The 20643-nt window shown below is 56.6% G+C and carries 14 protein-coding genes; 2 read left to right on the top strand and 12 right to left on the bottom strand.

The genetic code is table 11. The features are described 5' to 3' along the window. Position 1: 1 nt before the first annotated feature. From CAUR_RS11145 to CAUR_RS11135, 3 genes are read right to left on the bottom strand one after another with little or no spacing between them, the layout of a single operon-like run. Positions 2 to 2635 carry an FAD-binding oxidoreductase gene (locus tag CAUR_RS11145; protein WP_242604913.1) on the bottom strand — a complete coding sequence of 878 codons (2634 nt, stop codon included), beginning with the start codon at positions 2633 to 2635 and terminating at the stop codon, positions 2 to 4. Positions 2636 to 2664: 29 nt separating this feature from the next. Then, positions 2665 to 3945: an FAD-binding oxidoreductase gene (locus tag CAUR_RS11140; RefSeq protein ID WP_012257999.1), complete on the bottom strand. Its 1281-nt coding sequence runs from the start codon at positions 3943 to 3945 to the stop codon at positions 2665 to 2667. Positions 3946 to 3950: 5 nt separating this feature from the next. After that, a complete protein-coding gene (locus CAUR_RS11135; RefSeq protein ID WP_012257998.1) occupies positions 3951 to 5399 on the bottom strand; it encodes an FAD-binding oxidoreductase in 1449 nt (482 codons plus the stop codon). Positions 5400 to 6566: 1167 nt separating this feature from the next. Here CAUR_RS11135 and CAUR_RS11130 point away from each other — a divergent pair. Further along, positions 6567 to 7562: a small ribosomal subunit Rsm22 family protein gene (locus CAUR_RS11130; RefSeq protein WP_012257997.1), complete on the top strand. Its 996-nt coding sequence runs from the start codon at positions 6567 to 6569 to the stop codon at positions 7560 to 7562. A gap of 63 nt (positions 7563 to 7625) precedes the next feature. Further along, positions 7626 to 10721: a PAS domain-containing protein gene (locus CAUR_RS11125; protein WP_012257996.1), complete on the top strand. Its 3096-nt coding sequence runs from the start codon at positions 7626 to 7628 to the stop codon at positions 10719 to 10721. On the opposite strand, the gene CAUR_RS11120 is transcribed toward CAUR_RS11125, so the two are convergent. Genes CAUR_RS11120 through CAUR_RS11080 form a run of 9 tightly spaced genes read right to left on the bottom strand, consistent with a single transcriptional unit; the run spans position 10710 to position 20623 of the window. Then, complete coding sequence (locus CAUR_RS11120) at positions 10710 to 11945, bottom strand: glycosyltransferase family 4 protein (protein WP_012257995.1); 1236 nt, start codon at positions 11943 to 11945, stop codon at positions 10710 to 10712. The genes CAUR_RS11125 and CAUR_RS11120 overlap by 12 nt on opposite strands. A gap of 4 nt (positions 11946 to 11949) precedes the next feature. After that, a complete protein-coding gene (locus tag CAUR_RS11115; protein WP_012257994.1) occupies positions 11950 to 13335 on the bottom strand; it encodes a phenylacetate--CoA ligase family protein in 1386 nt (461 codons plus the stop codon). Next, a complete protein-coding gene (locus CAUR_RS11110) occupies positions 13335 to 14201 on the bottom strand; it encodes a carbohydrate deacetylase (protein WP_012257993.1) in 867 nt (288 codons plus the stop codon). The genes CAUR_RS11115 and CAUR_RS11110 overlap by 1 nt, the downstream gene beginning before the upstream one ends. Continuing rightward, positions 14198 to 15424, bottom strand: coding sequence for a glycosyltransferase family 4 protein (locus CAUR_RS11105; RefSeq protein ID WP_242604912.1), 1227 nt, complete (start codon positions 15422 to 15424; stop codon positions 14198 to 14200). Before CAUR_RS11105 ends, CAUR_RS11110 begins: the two co-directional genes overlap by 4 nt. Then, positions 15346 to 16158, bottom strand: coding sequence for a glycosyltransferase family 2 protein (locus CAUR_RS11100; protein ID WP_012257991.1), 813 nt, complete (start codon positions 16156 to 16158; stop codon positions 15346 to 15348). Before CAUR_RS11100 ends, CAUR_RS11105 begins: the two co-directional genes overlap by 79 nt. Continuing rightward, positions 16155 to 17345 (bottom strand): glycosyltransferase family A protein, encoded by a 1191-nt coding sequence (locus tag CAUR_RS11095; protein WP_012257990.1) that lies wholly within the window; start codon positions 17343 to 17345, stop codon positions 16155 to 16157. The genes CAUR_RS11100 and CAUR_RS11095 overlap by 4 nt, the downstream gene beginning before the upstream one ends. Further along, positions 17338 to 18696: an O-antigen ligase family protein gene (locus CAUR_RS11090; RefSeq protein ID WP_012257989.1), complete on the bottom strand. Its 1359-nt coding sequence runs from the start codon at positions 18694 to 18696 to the stop codon at positions 17338 to 17340. The genes CAUR_RS11095 and CAUR_RS11090 overlap by 8 nt, the downstream gene beginning before the upstream one ends. A 12-nt stretch (positions 18697 to 18708) precedes the next feature. Next, a complete protein-coding gene (locus CAUR_RS11085) occupies positions 18709 to 19614 on the bottom strand; it encodes a glycosyltransferase family 2 protein (RefSeq protein WP_012257988.1) in 906 nt (301 codons plus the stop codon). A 1-nt stretch (position 19615) separates the two neighbouring features. Further along, the gene (locus CAUR_RS11080) at positions 19616 to 20623 is read right to left on the bottom strand and encodes a GDP-L-fucose synthase family protein (RefSeq protein ID WP_012257987.1); all 1008 of its coding nucleotides are present in this window, start codon (positions 20621 to 20623) and stop codon (positions 19616 to 19618) included. Between the last annotated feature and the right edge of the window lie 20 nt (positions 20624 to 20643).

The following is a 20643-nucleotide window of genomic DNA, read 5'->3' as shown; positions in this document are numbered from 1 at the left end:
CTTATACACGAGTATCGCTAAACCAGAATGCCGCTGGATTCATGTGGTTGTGCGGATCAATCGCTACCTTGAGCGCCTGCATGCGGCTGAGGGCTACTGGTGGCTGCCCCCATACAGAAGCCTGAGGAACGAACATCGGTGGCGCCGCCAGTATGCGCGTGTGTGGAAAGGCAGCGACCAGGTCGGCGTGAAAGGCAGCGATTGCGGTGAAATCGCCAATCGTTTGGATGTAGATGATGCCGGACAACGCATGCGCTGTTATCTCAATCGCCACCTGATGTCGGGCTGCACACTGCTCGATAGTCTGGATCGCAGTTGCACATTGGGCCGGCCAGACCCCCACTCGTAGCAAGACACCGTTGGCGATTGGCGCATAGCGAGCGACTGTCTGTTGCCAGAACGTTGTCTCCTCAACATCTCGTAGTACAGTCACAGACACATCGTGCCGGTGAGCCAGCGCGGTGGCTTCGCGCATGTGACGTTCAACTGCTGCCGGATGACCCTCGGCACGCATTGCAACCACAATAGCCTGCGTATCGGCCAGATATTCAACGGCTGTCGGCAAGAGACGACTGGCCGCCAGATGGTCGATCAATGTCCAGGCAGCGGTTGGCGTGGACAGATGGGCAAGCAGGGTTGCGCTCGCCGGTGGCTGCGGAAAGACCTTCAGCGCTACTGCTGTGATGAGACCAAGCGTCCCGGCACTGCCAACGTAGAGCTTCACCAGATCATAGCCGGTCACGTTCTTGACCACCTGCGCGCCGAGACGTACCGGTATGCCGTCCGGTTCAATCACATCGAGGGCCAACACCCAATCACGGAACGAGCCATAGCCCAGGCGTCGTGGCCCATCAACAGCGGTGGCGACCAGACTGCCTAAGCTCCGCTGGGCATCGGCCACATCGAGGGGAATCATCTGACGATGTGGCGCAAGTAAGCTCTGCAATTCGGCCAGCGTGGTACCGGCAGCAACTTTGATGGTCAGGTCGTCCGGTTCGTAGACGAGCGCACCACGCCAGTGCTGCGTCGAGACGGTCACGGCGGTGGGTGATCGTGCGGTGCAACCACCGGTTGGCACAACGGGAAGGCCGGCGTGATGGCAGACCCGCAGCAATTCGGCAGCAGCATCTGGTGTTGCTGGTGCCACGCATGACCCAGGGGCAGGCGCTGACGTCACACTCGCCGGGTCGCGCTGTTGCAGCCGCATCGCCCGAGCCGCGGCCAGATCAGCCGGTGGCGTATCGGATGGAAAGATTTTAGCCGGGTTGAAGCAACCGGTCGGGTTAAAGACCTGATGAATCGTGGCGTGCAATTGCAATTCAGCCGGCGAGAAGAAACGGGGCAGGTATTCACACTTTTCCAGGCCGATCCCATGCTCACCGCTGACCACACCACCGTGCTCAATACTCAACTCGAGGACTCCGGCAGCAATTGCGTGTGCGCGCTGACGCTGATCAGGATCACGAGGATCGTACAGCACCAGTGGGTGCAAATTACCATCGCCGGCGTGGAAGACGTTGCATACTTCCATACCGTATTCGGCCCGTAAACGTTCAACGTGCTCCATCATCAGCGGTAATCTGGTACGCGGTACGACGGTATCAACCAGATAGTAGGCTGGCGCCAGTCGACCAATTGCCCCGGCCACCGATTTGCGCGCCATCCAGACCCTGGCCTGCGTCGCCGGATCACGAGCCGGACGGAGGTCGAAAGCGCCGTGATCGCGACAGATGGCAATAATCTGATCCAGTTGGTCATCGAGGCCATCTTGAACGCCATCGACCTCAATAATCAGGGCGGTTGTACCGGTCGTTTCAGGTAACCCCAGGCTATACGCACTGTTCACTGCCCGAATTGCATTGTGATCCATGACTTCGAGCGAAGTGGGTAATGAACCAGAGGCAATCACGGCGCTCACTGCTGCCGCCGCAGCAACAACTGTTGGGAAGAGAGCCAGCACGACGCGCACCGCTTCAGGGAGTGGCGTTAGCCGCACAATCGCCGCCGTGACAACCCCCAGCGTTCCTTCACTTCCGACAAGCAGACCGGTCAAGTCATACCCGACCGGATCGATCACCCCATCACCCGTCCAGTAACGCTGACCGGTATGATCAACCACCTCAACGGCGAGTACGTGATTGCTGGTTACCCCATACTTCAGACAATGTGGGCCACCGGCGTTGGTGGCGATATTGCCGCCAATCGTACTGGCACGCTGCGATGAGGGATCGGGGGCAAACTGATAGCCAAGGGGGGCAAGATGGGCATTCAAGTCGGCGTTTACCACACCGGGTTGAACGACGGCCAGCCGCGAACGAACATCAACGGTCGTGATGTCGGTCATGCGAGCGGTACTGATCAGCAGGCCACCACAGAGAGGCACAGCCCCACCTGCAATACCCGTACCGGCACCACGTGCTACCACGGCCAACCCTTCGCGGACGGCCAGACGCACAGCAGTTGCGACCTGGCCAGCATCTTTCGGTAGCACCACAAGCTGTGGCGGATGGGAGACAATCATGCTGCCGTCGGAGTCGTAGGTCAGCAATGCCTCTGGCGCAGTCACTACCGCATCAGCGCCAAGGATAGCTCGCAACTCGGCAACAAGTTTATCCGGCACGACAACCGGGGTCACGGTATACTGCTCCTTTGCCTGCAGGGCCATCAGACCACAAAACGACCGGGATTCAAGAGATGTTCGGGATCGAATTCCTGCTTGATCCGCTGCATCAGATCAAGATTCGGGAGCTGTGCGCCGAACACCGGCGCCTCAACCACGAGGGCTGCCGGCGCTGCCATGATTGTTGTCTGCGGGGCAGCTTGAAGGATGGCAGCATGCCACTCGCGCAACTGATCGACAGCACCGCGTACCCGTAGATAGGCAACCCCATTCAAAGCCCTGACTGATCCCTGTAGCGGCACATTCAGGCGCTGTGCCGCCATGCGCACCGTAGCCAGAACCCCCGGCATCGTAGCGGGTAAACAGGTAACGCGGACAACCAGCTCATCTGCCGCAACCGTTGCCGTCTGCGGCAGATCGTTGATCGCCGTCCAGAGACTGCTATGCGCCTCATCGCGTAGCACTTCAGCCCGAACCCCAGCCTGGGTTGCGAACGAGGTTACATCGCGCAGGTGGCGTTCAACTGCTGCCGGTAAACCCTCGCTGCGCACGGCCAGCGCGAACGTCGCACCGGTCAGTTCAACTCCCTCAAGATATTCAACCGCCACCGGCGTCAGTTGACTGGCAGCGATGGCATTGACCACTTTCCACAATGGTTCGGGGCTTGTGGCACGGCATAGAATACTGGCAGACGCTCGCGGTTGGGGGATCAGCTTGAAGTTCGCGGAAGCGATAATTGCCAGCGTCCCAAAGCTGCCGAGGTAGAGCTTCATCATATCGAAGCCACTGACATTCTTGACCACCATCCCGCCGGCTTTCGAGATACGGCCGGTCGCCTCAACAACCCGAATCCCGATCAACAGATCGCGCGCCGAACCGTACCCCAGCCGACGTGGGCCATCCATTGCTGTAGCCAGCAACCCACCAATCGTCGCTCGTTCAGGCAGTGGCGCATCGATAGGCAACATCTGACCATTGGCTGCCAGCGCAGTGCTGAGCGCACCCAGCGTCATCCCGGCTTCGACCGAAATGGTCAGATCGTCGGGCGTGTAGTCCAGAATACGGCTCAAACGATTGGTGATTACAACCGCAAAAGGACGGGCAGGCGGACGGCCCCACATCTGCTGCGTACCACCACCCCACGGCACAATTGCCACCCGCTCCGCTGCCAGGCGAGCGACTGTCTGGGCTAATTCCTCAAGCGAGCCGGGGGCAACCGTTAGTAATGGCGATTGACCGTAGATTGCGTACCCAGTGGGATGATCAACTACGTATTGTTCACCAACCAGCGCTGTCAGATCAGCAAGCAATGATCCGTCATTCATCTGCGTTAACTCGATTTCAAAGCACTCCAGGCCACACCCGAACGTCGCAACGCTGCCAGTTCACCACAACCACGGCCTTTGGGAAACACCTTGCCGGGATTAAACAAATCGTGCGGATCGAAACTCTGATGCAGACCGGCCATCGCAGCCAGATCATCGGTCGAGAAGAGCAGCGTCATATAATCCTGCTTTTCGACCCCAATCCCATGCTCGCCGCTGATCACCCCGCCAAAATCAATACTCACCTGCATCACACTGGTCGCTGCCTCTAGCGCACGCTGATTCTGTGAGCGGTCACGGCGATCAAAGAGAATAATGGGATGGAGATTGCCATCGCCGGCATGGAAGACATTGGCAATCGGCAGCCGGAATTCACGCGAAATGCGACCCACTTCGTCCATGGTTTGGGGCAACTTCGTGCGCGGCACAACCGTATCAACCAAATAGTAGGTTGGGGCGAGGCGTCCCATCGCGCCAAAGGCATTTTTGCGCGCAGCCCAAACCTGATTCTGCTCAGCCAGAGTACGGGCCGGGCGTACATCGATGGCCCCGTTGCGCCAGCAAATCGCTGTCACATCGTTCAACAGCTCATCAAGGCCGTCTTCGACACCATCCACCTCAATCAGCAGAGCAGCACCGGCTGCTTCGGGCAGACCCAGCCGGTACATATCATTCACTGCTTTAATCGCCAGGCGATCCATGATTTCAAGCGCTGCCGGTAATAAACCACTGGCAATCACCTGCGAAACGGTATTCGAGGCACCGGCAATGTCAGGGAACAGAGCGAGCACAACCCGCACCGCTTCGGGCAGGCGGGTGAGCCTCAACCAGGCAGCAGTGACAAAACCGATAGTACCTTCCGAACCGGTGATCACACCGGTCAGATCGTAACCGGGGGTATGCGCACTGCCATCACCCGTCCAGACAATCGAACCATCGGGCAACACAACCTGCACGGCCAGCACGTGGCTAGCGGTAATCCCGTATTTCAGGCAGTGTGGGCCGCCCGAATTATTGGCAATATTCCCACCAATCGTACAGGCTTTCTGAGAAGAGGGATCGGGAGCAAATTGATAGCCAAACGGCTTCAGATACTGTGACAGCTCCCAGTTAATCACACCGGGCTGGCAGAGCACGCGCCCATTGGCAGTATCAACCTGCAAAATCTTGTCCATGCGAGCGGTGGAGATAACGATGCCACCCTGCATTGGTGTAGCACCACCGGCCAGACCGGTACCGGCGCCACGGGGAACAATCGGCATACCAGCACGCGCAGCCAGCCGGACAATCGCCGCCACCTGCTCGGCACTGGTTGGCAAGGTCACTACGTGCGGCTCGTGCGTATCCATCACACAGCCATCGGCGTCGTAGGTAAGCAACGCATCAGGGTTAGCCACAACACCGCGTGGGCCGAGGATACGCTCAAGCTCTGCGATTAGTTCAGCACGGTTCATTCCGCACTCCTGCGGCCAGCCGGGCCGCACCCTGTGGGGTTTTAATAGGAAATACTTTCAGAAGTGACTGGTTATGTATGTAGTATACCATAAATGCGGTCTGACACCAGAGATCGCCAATAGTTCGTGGGAAGTCCAGCCTGATTCTTTCCTGCTGACATGCCCTTCAGGTCAGGAGCATTTTTTGATCAACGCAACTTCTACCTCATCAGGAAGGCCCACTCATCAGGAAGGCCCATCGAGGGTGAGGGTATGTAGGGCATCTCTAAAACCTGTTTCCTGTATACGTTTACGTGTTCTAATCCAAGTTGCTACCTTTATCACCACAGAGACACAGAGGACACAGAGGATGGGTATAACCTGGGTTGCTACCGTGAGGCGTGATGTTGCACGTCTACGGGAACAGGCTGCTACCCACGTTGTTCATTCAGTTACGCTATACAGTGTTGTGGGTAACGTCGTGCTGTTCATCCTGACAGTCAGCCTCCATAACCTGCTCACAGCATAGGTAGCAACTTGAGTTAATAAAAACGTCTCCTGGAAGTTATCTCATTCATTCTCTATGTATCGTGACGAGCATACAGCATCCTCGTGACCAGCAGGGTCACCGGCGTGACACGTGCCGAGTCGTAAGCACGGCTGCTGCGGCAGCATGGCTGCCGCACTCCAAACGTTGCGACACGCGCATGACGAGCAGGTAAGGCAATCTATCCAGACAGTGCGTGATGGCGCTGGCGATGGTCAGCAGCCCGCCTCGCTCTCATAGCGGCGGCCTGGGAGCGGGACAGACTGTCGTTGCGATTGGCAATCGTTCATGCGCCTGGGTGACAGTCTGAGCACAACCGCACAGCTTGTATGAAATAAGTTCCAGAGTATGCGCAAAGTTCTACCCGCCAACCAGCCTCAGTCCATCGCACTGCCATCTGCGCTCCGGCCTCTGGTCGCGGATGAACGGATCGCTTGTCAATGACTACCTTTCATCGTTGGTATAATGCAGCACGTGCTGTGCAGAGTGTGCGGACGTATCACTGCCGCCCGTTGCGCAGGGTTACATATACTGCACCTTTGTCATCGGTTTGGGATAGAGGTGAGACGAGTTGAATCCAGGCCTGGTGACAAATATTTCGCTTCTGGAAGGGTTGGCTTGACCGATAACATTGGAAGATTATGCAACTACCGACAACTCTGCAGAATGCACTAGAGCGAATGATCGCCGCGCAGCCGGCTTCGGCACTTGAACGGACTGCGCTACAACTATCGGCCCGGTACCGCGAGACGGGCACCGATGCGCCGGTCATTGCCACAACGATTGAGGCAGTCGCCTACGCGGCCTGGCGCATGCCAGCCACCTATGCTGCCCTGCGTGCTGTTTTCCGCCGATTAGCTGAAGCACAGCCCGATTTTACACCCAAACGGATGCTTGACATTGGTGCCGGCAGCGGTGCTGCGATCTGGGCCGCGACCGAACAATGGCCTTCACTGCAACAGGTGGTAGCAATCGAACGGCAACCGGCGATGGCCCGGATTGGTAAACAACTAACAGCCAATGCCGATCTCCCCGCTATCGTATGGCAACAGCAGGATGTGCTGACCCTGGATCGCCTGGCTGAAAGTGATCTGGTGGTCGCCGGATATGTCTATGGCGAAATCGAACCAACAGCCCGTACCCTTGTGCTGAGCCGACTATGGAAAGCTGCTGGTGGCGCATTGGTATTGGTTGAACCGGGAACACCGACCGGCCACACGACCATCTTGCACGCACGCAGTGAGCTGATCAAACGGAATGCTCACCTGCTGGCGCCATGTCCGCATACCGCAGCCTGTCCATTGGCTGAGGGAAACGACTGGTGCCATTTTGCGCAACGCATTGCCCGCCCGGCGTTTCTGCGCCGGTTAAAAGCCGCCGAAGCACCGTTTGAAGATGAGAAATTTGCGTACCTGATCGCATCTCGCCATGAGGGCAAGCCGGTTGGCGGGCGAATCATCCGTCATCCGATCATTCACAGCGGACGGATTGAACTCCAGGTTTGTACAGAGCGGGGACTGCAAGCGATGACCATCACCCGCAGTCAAAAAACTCTCTGGCGCCATGCCCGTGACAGTGGTTGGGGCGATCCCTGGACAGACAATCCCCCCACGGGTGGAAGCAATCACGATGACTGAAGTGATATAATAGTAGATACCCGGTGCGATCCGTCGCCTCGGTTACATATTAAGGATACCGTTATGGCTGACGCTCGCACCCACCTCATCCTCTTCGCAATTGACGATCTGCGTGAGCCGATTGCCCAAACTCTTGCACCCTTTCCCTTTATCAGTTACTCGTTCGCGACAACACTGCCGGAGCTGCTTGATGTAATCAACCAACATCATTCAGCCATCGTTTTGTGTCGCGCAGAAGATTACGTCAATATGCCGGTTGGCCTTGCGATCATCATCCTCTGCGTAGATGATGATCTGCTATTCGCCCATTTTGCCAATCAACCGGCTATTGTTGACGTGTTATTTGAAAACCGTCTTCAGCGCCTGCCATTCATCGTGCAACGAGAGATACGACAACAACAAGCCCTTGACCGGGAAACCCGCCGGCTGCGCATGATTATCGAGCACGCACCGCATGGTGTGATCGAAGTAGAAACGAGCAACCGGCTTATTCGCTGGACAAATCCGGCTATGAATCAGCTCTTTGGGTATTCGGCGGCAGAAATGCGCTCGCTACGCCTGGAAGAGATGCACCCGGATGAAGAACGGGCAACTGCCATTGATACATTTCACCGGATGGTCGCAGGCGATGAGTCTCCCATTCTGAACGTGATCTGTCAGCGACGCGACGGTTCCATCTTTTACTGCAACATTGCCCCAGGAGGTGTATATGGCAATGGTCAGCGACTGATCTTTATCTTTTTTACCGATGTTACCGACGAATACCAGAGTCTGCAAACGCTACGGGTGAACGCCTATCGGCTGGAACTGGCTTTACGCGCTGCCAATCAGGGGCTGTACGATATTGATGTGCGCAGTGGGTTAACTATTGTCAGCGACGAATATGCCACGATGTTGGGGTACGATCCAGCCACATTCACCGAAACAAACCAGCGTTGGCGCGAACGGCTGCACCCTGCCGACGCGGCGATGGTGTACCAGACGTATCTCGACTATCTTGCCGGACGCATCCCTGAGTATCGGGTGGAATTTCGCTCGCGGATGCAACAGGGCGGTTGGAAATGGATTCTCTCGGTTGGCGCTATTGTCGAACGTGATGCTCAGGGTCATCCATTACGCATGCTCGGTACACATACCGACATCAGTGCCCTGAAGCGATTGGAATTTCAGGAACGTTTACGGGTTCAGCTCTTCACCAGCCTGCTAGGAGGTGAAAGTTTGGAGAACCTTATGAACATTCTGCTAAAGGCTTTTGAGGAGGAGCAGCCCGATACGCGCTGTGCCCTCGTCCTCTTTGATACGACGAGTCGTCGACAAACGCACGTCATTGCCTCAAACCTGCCATCAGGGTTGAACGATCTGCTTGAAGAGGGGCTGCGACAACCATCACAATCGCGCTGGCAAGCAATTCTTGCCAGGCAACGGCTCTGGATACCAGATTTGCGGCTCGACCCGCAATGGACATATTACGCTGCCTCTGCTCAACACCACGGTTTCACAACCCTTTGGGCGGAACCGATTTCCGGGGCAGGTGGAACCATCATCGGCGCATTTACCGTCTGGTCGGCCCGCAACACACTGCCACAGCGCGATGATCAGATTCTCCTCCAATTCGTCGGGCATCTGGCCGGGCCGGTGATCGAGCAGCACATGATCGCCGAACGCCTTCGGCTCAGTGAAGAACGCTATACCCTGGCCGAACGGGCCGTACAGGATGGGGTATGGGACTGGGACATCATTAACGGCGTTACCTACCTCTCGCCGCAGTGGAAAGCGCTCTTTGGCTTCGGCGAAGATGAATTACCGAACGCGATTACGACCTTTTTCGAGCGCATTCATCCCGATGACTGGCCAGAGGTGACCAAAGCCCTCGACCGCCACTTTGCCGGATACGAACCGTTCCACATGGAATTTCGTATGCGTTACCGTGACGGCAAGTATCGCTGGGTACTGGCACGCGGCGAGGCATTGCGCGACAATGAGGGAACGGTCACTCGCATGGTTGGGGCATTGAGTGACGTTACCGAACGCAGACAGCTTGATGAACGAATCCGCGAGACCCAGAAACTGGAAGCTCTCGGCCTGCTGACCGGTGGCCTGGCCCACGATTTTAATAATCTGCTCGGCATCATCATCGGTAATCTTGATCTGTCGCTGAGCGACTGGCAAGGGGATGAAGCAACCCGCCAGGCCATTGACTCTGCGCTGCAAGCAGCGCTGCGTGGGGCCGAATTAACCAAAAGTCTGCTGGCAGTTGCCCGTCGCCAGCCGCTTGCCCCCACCAGCATTGATGTATTGCAGGTCATCCGCGAGTTTTTGCCGTTGATTCAAGTCACCGTGGGATCGGCGATCAAGGTTCAGTTGATCGAGCAAGCCACCAGCCCGGCTCGTGCCGACCGGGCCGGCCTCGAAGCCGCGATCCTCAACCTCGTCATCAACAGCCGCGATGCAATGCCGCAAGGTGGCTCGTTGACTATCAAAATCAGAGAGCAACATGTGACGTCAGAAGACACCATGTTGCTGGCGATTCTGGCGCCCGGTTGCTACATCGCTATCGATGTCACCGATACCGGAATGGGTATGACCCCGGAAGTTGCCGAACGGGCGTTTGAACCCTTCTTTACGACCAAAGAGCGCGGACGCGGCACCGGGCTTGGCCTGGCAATGGTCTACGGCTTCGCCCGTCAATCAGGGGGGACGGCACAGATTTATTCGACCTCTGGCCTGGGCACAACGATCCGGTTATATCTGCCGTGTACGCAAGGTATCGTGCCGGAAGTTGTGTCGCCCGTGCCGCTCGCAGCACGGCGTGAGGCGCGGATTCTGGTGGTTGACGACGACGCTGATCTACTTCAGATCACTGCAACTACGCTCCACAATCTGGGCTACACCGTCTTTACAGCCACTGCCAGCAAAGCAGCACTGACAATTCTGCAGGATGAAGCGATTGATTTGCTTCTGACCGATGTGGTCATGCCTGAAATGGATGGGCTTATGCTGGCCGCAGCAGCCCAACAGATTAGCCCATCCCTCAAAGTACTGTACATGAGTGGTTTTGCAGCATTGCAAGGCACCGACATGAGCAATCTGGCAGTAATTGAGAAGCCATTTCGCGCCAGCACCCTCGAAGTTGCCGTGCAACAGGCGCTAAACGCGTAGCTCTTGATAGACTGCTGCCCCTAACACGGCCAACACCTCGGACGCCAACCGGCGACGATCAAAGCGCTGTTCGGCCAGCAGACGGGCATTCCGCCCGGCCTGGCGGGTAAACTCTGGATGGTCGCACATATACACTATCTGCGCCGCCAGATCGGCGGGATCACCGGCACGTGCATAGCGACCGCATTGATGTTCGGTGACGAGGTGTTGCAGCCACCCCGGTGTATTGACAATGACCGGTTTCCCTGCTGCCAGTGAGTCGAACAGTTTGTTGGGTGAACAGGTTGCCAGTACCGAAATAGCTTTGAAGATAGTCAGACAGACATCAGCCGCCGCTACCAGATCAGCTACCTCCGCTTTGGAGAGTGGATCAAGGAAGCGCACATTACGCAGACCGTAATGGCGACTCTGTTCTTCCAACCACGAGCGCTGACGTCCCTGACCGGCCAGTACGATCAGAATATCGTTACGTCCCTGGTGTTGCAAAACCCGTGCCGCTTCTATCACCTGGCTTAAGTCGTTAGCTTCACCCATCGTGCCGAAGTAGAGCACCAGGAACGGTGGATTGCCAAGCTGCTGCCGCCAGTGGCGGCCACCACGCTGGGGATGAAAGAGATCAAGATCGGCAGCGTTCGGAATAACACTAATCTTTTCCGGAGCTACCCCAGCATCGATCACCCCTTGCCGCATACCAGGTGAGAGGGCGATGATATGTTGTGACCGCCGATAAATGGCTCGTTCAAGCCAGCGTGCAGCCAGAATGAGGAGGGGATGCCGAAGTACACCCATCTGGATTGGTGCCTCTGGCCATAGATCGCGTACTTCAAAGACCAGTGGCACGCGATGCCAGCGGCTGGCCAGCATACCGGGAATCCCAATCGTCAAGGGAGTGCTGGTAGCAAACACCACATCAGGCCGTTCCACCCGTACCACTGCGATCAGGCTGGCCAGAGCAAAGAGCAGAAAGGCGATAATGCGTTGGCCGTAGCTAATTGCCGTGCCCCGGCTATAGTCGGCATAACCGGCCCGTACCTCAACCACGTTGATCCCATCAACCACGCGCCGTCGCCACAACCCGCCAGACCATGGCTCCTGGCGGTTGGCAGCAGTAACCATGGTCACCCGATGGCCTTGCTGAATGAAGAAACGCGCAAACTCATAGGAACGTGTACCGCCTACCCCGGTGCGGGTTGTGAAGTATTGATGGAGATAGAGGATATGCATCGTACTACACCTCGATCTCGCGCACGACGTGCCGCAATTTACCGGCACGGGTTCGTGGCAGGCGTTCAACCAGTTCCCAGTCGATGTGCATCGTCGGCCCCAAATAGCGGCGTGCCGCTTCGATAACAGCTTCCATCGAAGCCGGGACAAAATCAGATGCCGGTACCACGCGGATCACAATGCGATCATGGGCAACCTGAGCAATCTGACTCTCTTTGATGCCCACCCCCGGCTTAGTCACATGGCTCAGTCGTCCAATCCAACGCCCATCAGGCGTCTTGATACGATCATCAATCCGCCCTTCAATCGCCAGCCACGAGGGACTATGCCGACCACAAGGACAGTCATCGGCAGCGAGAGTTGCCAGATCGCCGGTTTGATAGCGAATAAACGGTGTGCCTGAACTGGCAAATGAGGTGACGACAATCTGCCCGGTTTCACCAGGAGCGACCGGGTTTCCCTGCTCATCAACGACCTCGGCGATAGCCGCCCGACTCAGGACGTGATAACGATGATGCTCGCATTGCCATGCGATCTGTCCAACCTCACCGGTACCGTAGGTCTGAACGACCGGACAACCAAACGCCTGCTCGACGACGGCTTGCTGTTCGAGCGAGATACCTTCGCTATCGGTGATGATTGCCCGTAGCGCCGGTGGCCGATCACCGCTCTCCAGGATGTACGTTGCCAGCAGGTGCCACGACGTTGGATAGCCGGTGCCATACACAACTGCATGGTCTCGCAGCGCTTGCAGATAGTGTGGATAATATGCCGGAGCAAGATGGTAGGCCGAGCATTGTAATTGACGGTAGAGATCAATCCAGACCCAAAATGGTGGTTGTGTACGGGTGTAAGGGGTCACGTAAGCACCAGAGAAACGGGCCCGTGGTTGACCAAACTGACAATCTAACGATTCCAGCACAGCATCGGCTACGGCCTGATTGTAACGAGTTGCCTCGCGGTCAAGGTAGAAGGTCAGCGGCGTTCCGGTCGATCCACTGGTTTTGCGCGGCCAAAGAGTACGGCGATTGAGATCGGGGGCGACCAACGCGAGAGGATTGCGCCGAACCTGCTCCTTGCTGAGCATTGGTAAACTGGTCAGATCAGCAAGGCTGGTCAACGGGCGATCTGGTAAGGTATCGCGGTAGAACGGCACGCGCCGACGAACCTCTGCCAGCAAGTGGTTTAGGCGATGAAGCTGCCATTCCTCTTGATCCGAGCGAGGGCGAAAGTACCAGGCCGGATTATGTTCAGCAACCAGACGCCGGTAATCACCGTGACGGCGAAACCATTCGCGACGCACTGCTTCCGCATTCACCAGAATCCGTTGCAACCAGCGGGGTGAATGATCGTAGAGTTGTTGCTGAGAGGGAAGCGGTACCAATCTCATCACAGCACCTCGAAACCAACCGGCTGTACGCCCATTGCTGCCAATCGCTCTACTAATGTCGGATCGCGAAAGACTTCAAATTCGCGCAGGCGCGATTCGGTTAGACCCCCGAAGAGTCCGGGAATAACCCGCGTTGCCGGGTGGATAACCAGTTCGGCGGGGAGACGACGAGGCCAGGGTATGCGCGCTATAATCTGATCGATAGCAACCTTTCCCGGCCCAAAGCCCGGTGTGCTCACCACACCGGCCGGCATCCGTAAACCTCGCTTCTCCGCCGCAGCGGCCCAACGCGCAATGATTTGCCCCTTTAACCAGTAGATTGGATGGGTAAGATAGTACCGCAACGTCGAACTATGACGAGGCGCTGTAATCCGCCGGTGTGAGCGCATAGCCGGAATACCGAGTCGGTGGGCCAGATCAACCACCAGCGGGAAGAGGCGGGGCAACACATGCACATTCTGGTGAGTATTCCAAAATGCAGGCTGTCCGATCAGTTCAACAAATCGAGCGTGCTGGGCCTGCAATTCAATGACAACCTGAGTCGGTGATATGCGACGCGACAACCAGCGCTGCCGAAACTCTGCCGCCGGCCAGAATTGTCCATTGGGGGCAACCAGATCAGGCACTTCAGACAACGGTGCTACCGGCGTACCTGCTGTCAATGTCCAGTGGATTCCAATCGAAGCAGAAGGAAAATCCTTCGATAGGCGATCAGCATCGGTATATGCCGGCATATTGGTCATAACACAAGTTGCCCGCAATGCCCCGGCAGCGAGGCATTCTTCAATAGCTCGATTCACTTCAGGGCACATGCCATAATCATCGGCAGTGATGATCAACTGATGGGGATTGCGATAGTTGCTCATAACAGCTCTGCGTATAATGCCAGCAAATATTGTGCTTCACGTTGCCAGTTGTATTCATGAATTACCCGTCGCCGACCCTCAGCTCCCATGGCCTGTCGTAATGTCGGGTCATCGAGTAAGCGCAGGATGGCGTTGGCGTAGGCTTCGCTATCGTCGGGTGGCACCATTATTGCACAACGACCATCACCAACGAAAGGACGACTCGGTGGCAGATCGCTAAGAACTACCGGCATACCGAGGGCCATGAACTCAAACAGCTTGGTCGGAATGTTGTGTTGGAACTTCGGTAGATCCGGAAGGGGAATAAAGCCTATCCGGCCCTGCCGCACGCGAGGTGCCACCTGATCGTGTGGCACCGGATCGGGATCGATCACGAAATCGTCTTGCAAGCCACGACGGGCCAACTCTTCCCGCGCCCACCCGATCTCCGGGCACCGCCCGAAAAAGAGCCAGCGCACACAACGACTTCGCCGCCGCAATGCTTCGGCAACTGCGAACGTCACTTCGAGATGATAGCGCGGGATTGTCCCGTGGTAAACCAGATCGAACGGTGCATCTTCAGCCGGGGGTGGCTGTTGAAGGAAGAGATCGAGCTGCGGAAAATTATGCACTGTCACTACCCGCCTGGCGCGAAATTGCCGCAGGTAAAGATCGGCCACACCGCGATCAGCCGTAATAATCGCATCGAAGGTCCGTGCAGCCAGGCGCTCAAGCGTAGCTATGCCAAGTTCTAATCCCTTGCGCAGCAGAGGATTGACATGATGCTTCTGACGGATATATGCCGTGTTATTTTCGTGACAATCGAACACGACACGAGCGCCAGTCGTTGCTTTTAACCACAGCCCAAGCGGGATCAATTCGGGATCGTGCAGGTGGTAGAGATCGGCCCTGAGCTGACGCGCCAGGGCAGCCGCCCGCCGTATCCGTTGCCAGCGACGTTTCAAAGCCAGCTCTAACCGTTGTTCGGCAGGTGCGCCTACACTGTGCAAATGAACCGCCTTGCGCTCCAGTTCGGTGACCGGCAACGGTACCAGGAGATGAGTCTCGTAACCGGCTGATGCCAGGCTCGCACATTCACGGTAGAAGATGCGTTGATCGAACGGTGGATGGACGGTCGAGATATGCACAACCCGATGGCGGGCGATCAAAGGCCGCTCAACCGGGCGCGCCACCGTTCTGGCAGCAGCGGTATCATCGGGTAGATAAGAGTGCGGTTGAGCCATCGCATTCCCCCAAAGATGGTCTCGTATAGACGCAATTCCCATGGTGCGTACACCGTCTGTAATGCCCGTTGCCGTTCGGCATCACGCAGTGCTGAACGTCGACTGCTAACCCCACCACCGTCGAAGATGGCAACCTCTTTCGCGACGTGTCGATAACGCACGCGCCGCCGCAGGATCATGTTGAGCAGATAGGCGTAATCGGCCAGAATCCGGTAATCGGTGGCAAAGGGTTGAGTAACATAGATTTCACGACGGACAAACCAGACCTGCTGACAGATCATTTTGCGGTATAGCCAGAAGCGATTGAGCCGATCAGGGTAGGTAATCAACCGACCGGCACCGGCATGCCCGGTTCCCAGATGCGGATGCTGGACAAACGAGCGCACATCACCGTAGAGAAAATCGGGTTCGCCACTGCGGGCAATCTCCTCCGCCACTGCCGAGAGCACGTCTGGCCCAGCAAACCGATCACCAGCGTTGAGAAAACAGACATACGTTCCTCGGGCGTGGGCAACCCCCTGATTCATGGCATCATAAATACCGGTATCAGGAGAAACGATCACCCGCACACCGAGAGCCTGGAGACGCTCGACTGTACCGTCGGTTGAACAGCCATCTTTCACCAGGTATTCAACGTCGGCAAAATCTTGTGCCAGCACGCTACGTGCCGTCTGCTCGGCATCTGCTGCGCAATTCAAGGTAATCGTAATAATGCTGAACAGTGGTTGCTTCACGTTGCGTCTCCTGAACCGATTGAACGCTGATAGCGTGCCCATTGTGCTTGATAGCGCCGGCGATGTTCTGGAATAAATTTGGCTTGCAACGCTGGTGGTAATCGTCTCACCAATGCTGGTGGTGTCTGTTCACGTACCAATTGAATCAGAGAGGCTCGTGGTCGCCACCAGAGCAGGTATGTCAGATAATCTCGCCAGGCCCGCAGCCGTTCCTGTTTCTGGGCTACCTGTACCATCTGCGCGTAGCGCGGATCGGCGAGCAGACGCTCAATATCGTCGGTACGCCGTTGTTCAACGACCACCCTCCCGGCTGCTATATCAGCCCGTAACGCTTCGATAGGCTGTGGATGGCGGCCAGCAAAACGACACAACCAGTTGCGAGTACCGTACTGATCCATAATCCGCAGGCCGTTTGTCAGATTTACTTCGCTGAGCAGATCGAGATTTTTCTGCAAACGACCACGCTCGCGTTCCCACGGTTGATTCTGGTAATACGCCCCTTTACGGGTATACTGGTGCGGAAACACCATGTAGTAGTGATACATCCACACCCCAAACGCATCAGCATGTACAATCCGACGCCGGGTCACATTCCGCCCACGTTCATCCACAATCGTCGGCGGGCGATGGCTGTCGTAGCGGTACCCTGGCCGCCAGCGGAAGACTCGCCGATAACGGCCCCACGGCTCGCCCTGGTATTGTCGATGCCAGAAAAAACCACCATCGGCCAGGTAATCAAAGCCACCCCAGAAATGATAGGCTCGAAAACAGAGACAACTGGTTTCGGGATGCTGCTGGAGATACGCTGCTACCCGGGCAATATCGGCGGGATGGTAAAACTCATCAACATCAATCTGCCATAACCAATCACCGGTTGCCCGTTCAGCATACGCACGACTCTGTTCGTCCTTCTCGCCCGGCCAGAAGCCATTTGGATGGCCACACATCTCGGCAGTGACGATGATCAATTTGTCGTCAGGGTCTTCTTCCGCTTTGAAGCGGTACAACGTTTGTAACGTACCGTCAAGTGAATGACCATCAGGGGTGGCCGAGTGGGCTGCCCGTGGACTGGCACCTTCTGCCACAATGATCTGATGCGCATAGGGGTAAATGGCACGCAAATTGTAGCGTAGAAATGGCTCGCCATTGAGCACAATCATGCCGAACGTGATCCGCGGGTCATTCATTGCTGTACCCCTGCTGTAACTGCATGCTGACGTACTCGCATAGTGCCGGCAATGGTTGATGAGCAGGAGCCGTCGCTACACCGATACTGAGTGCCCACACTGCCCAAAGCGGCCAGTGCAAATGAGCGGTTGACATCGTATTTCCCGATGCCTGGCCGTGTACCACCGCGAAGAGAAACAAACTAAAGAAGACAACCCGCCAAATGGACCGATCATCGTTGGGGGTCTGTGCCCAGACCGCCGGCAACCGACGCAATGCCCAAACGAGATAACCAATCAGGAACACCATCCCAACCAGCCCCTGGTCGGCCAGGGTACCGATAAAGATATTGTGTGACCAGAGTTTCTGTTCAAACCCCCACCCCCACACCGGTGAAGCGAGAAAATAGTTCCAGCCAATCAACCACAAACCACCGCGATCTTCAAAGACATTGAACGACTCGCCAAGACCACTCTCACCTTCCCGTACCACCAGGTGGGGAGCAACCTGATAGAGAAAGACGACAATCACTACGATTGCAGCAATCGCCAGCGGTACGCGCCAGGGCTTCTTGCCCGAACGCGACAATGCCCAGGCGAAGATCAAACTGGCAGCTAATCCCGCCCCGCTGAGTGATTGCCGGGCGCCGGTAAGAAATACTCCGTAACCACAGAAGAGCGCCAGAGCAAGCACGGCTATCATCGACCATAAATGCCGGGCCTGGAGGAAAAGGCCAAGTCCCAACAGAAACGCAATACTTAAGTGGTGGGAGAAGAAGTTGTATTCACGAATACCAAGATTCCGATACGGCAACGATGAAAGACCAGGATCACTTAACAGATAACTGAGCGGAACATCGATGAAGCGCAGCGCCGCATACAACCCATAGGCACTGGCCAACAGGTAGGCAAGTGCAAACCGTCTTGCTGCACCAGCGTCACGGATCACCATCAAGGCAACGAGCGAGCCAAAGACAATGAACAGCAATACCGGACGCGCAATTGTCATCTTATTCGTATAATCAAACAGAAAGAGTACACAAAGCGCCCAGCTCCACCACAATCCCATCCACGGTATGATCCACGAATCGGTAGCCGGCACCAGTTGGCGGGTGGTTGCATCGAGTCGCTGTGGCAACAACGACCACGGTCGCACGACGTGGAGATACCGGATGAGTGCCAGTACAATCGTCATCAGCAACGGCCATGTAGCTGCGCTCGGCCCCACGAAGACCGTGCGAGTCCAGAGTGCCACCGACAAATACATCGCCAGCGGAATCTCTGGCCGCCCACGCCAGACAGCATAGAGGCACACTAATCCGAGCAACGCCAGTTCTATCGGGTTCAGAATGATTGGGCCAGGAACAATCATCGCATCGCCTTGCTAGCACTCTACACCGTAGGCGCGATACAGCCGATTCCGCAAACTGGCGTGTTTTTGCCAGAGCCACCAGAGCATGCGCAGGCCGGCATAGCGGTATATACTAACCGGTTGACCATAACGCCGCTGGAGCAGGGCATGCTCGCGCTGCCAGACCGCATGCAGAGTGGCGGTTTTCGCTTCTTCGTGCAGGCGAAAGTCACCGAGCGGCGGACCGGGCAAACGGCGGCTGGGACCGGCTGCGCTGAGGCGAATGAAAAGATCGCGATCCATGCAGAAACGTAACTGGCGATCAACCCCACCTACCTGTTCATACACACTGCGCCGCCAAAAGCACCCTTGCTGCGGCCAGCGATGCACACCCAGGAGTGCAGTCAGGGTCGGATTAGGCGGTAACGCGAAAATCCGGGCTGTTACCCGCCCTTCAGCATCGATGAAATTCACATCACCGCTGGCGAAGGCCAGCCAGGGCCGTTCGGCAAAGAAGCGACCGACTCGTTGCAGCGCACCAGGCTGCAACCGATCATCAGAATTGATCCAGGCCAGGATCTCACCGGTTGCCCGCGCAAAACCGTCGGCCAATGCTGCTGATTGACCACCATCCGGTTTGGATTGCCAGTAGCTTAGCCATGGTGCGTAGCGGCGAATGATCTCAACACTACCATCGCGGCTGCCGCCATCCATCACAATGTATTCAAGGTTCGGATAACCTTGCAACAATACCGAGCGAATGGCCTCTTCCAGGTAGGCAGCCTGCTGATACGACGGTGTTACAATCGTGATACGCGGCCACCCACCTGGCCGCTGGGGAGCCGGTGGCGTTGCGACCGTCCACGGCCAGCCCGACCGGTTAGCCGGTGGTGGTGGTAGATCGGTAATTGCTGGTGCCGAACCATGTACCATTGTCATATCAGTGTGCCTCACCAACTGCTCGCATTGCCATAAGCGACTCACGCTGGCTGCGATACCATGCAATCGTTGCCCGCAGACCATCGGCAAACGTCGTTTCGGCCCGGAAGCCAAACCGCTCCCACGCCCGGCTCACATCGAGCTTACGACGCGGTTGACCATTGGGCTTCGTCGTATCCCAGACAATCCGCCCGCGAAAGCCGGTCAGATCGGCGATCAAGGTGACCAGATCGCGAATGCTAATTTCGTAACTACTGCCAATGTTCACCGGTGCCGGATCGTTGTAACGCTCACTCGCCAGCAAGATACCTTCAGCAGCATCAGCGGCATAAATGAACTCGCGGGTTGGTGAACCGTCACCCCAAACCACAATCTCATCGTCACCGCGTTCGGTGGCTTCAATACATTTGCGGATCAGGGCAGGAATCACGTGCGACGTTTCTAAATCGAAATTATCGCGTGGGCCGTAGAGATTGACCGGCAATAGAAAGATCGAATTGAAACCGTACTGCTGGCGGTACGCCTCACCCTGCACGAGCAGCATCTTTTTCGCCAGACCGTATGGCGCGTTCGTCTCTTCCGGGTAGCCGTTCCAGAGGTCGTCTTCCTTAAACGGCACCGGCGTATATTTGGGATATGCACAAACCGTACCAATCGTCACGAACTTCTGTACGCCAAACCGCCAGCTCTCGTGCAAAAGCTGTACGCCCATCATCAGGTTATCGTAGAAGAACTCTGCCGGATGATCGCGATTGGCACCGATACCGCCAACCCGGGCCGCCATATGGATGACAATATCGGGTTGCGCATCGGCTAGAAGCTGGCGAATAGCCTCAAGCTGGCGCAGATCGTACTGGTGCGAACGTGGAACAACGATCCGCCGCGCACCACGCTCATGTAGCTTTTCGACTACATACGAACCGAGAAAGCCGGCACCACCCGTCACTACAACAGATTTGTCCTGCCAGAACTCATAGCTATCAGGCCAGTGATGATTGTTGAGATGCATAGAAACCTCACAGAGCAGGG

It is taken from the genome of Chloroflexus aurantiacus J-10-fl (assembly GCF_000018865.1).
Taxonomy (GTDB): domain Bacteria; phylum Chloroflexota; class Chloroflexia; order Chloroflexales; family Chloroflexaceae; genus Chloroflexus; species Chloroflexus aurantiacus.
Note: the sequence above shows the minus strand (reverse complement) of the source record. Positions and strands in the feature narration are given on the sequence as shown.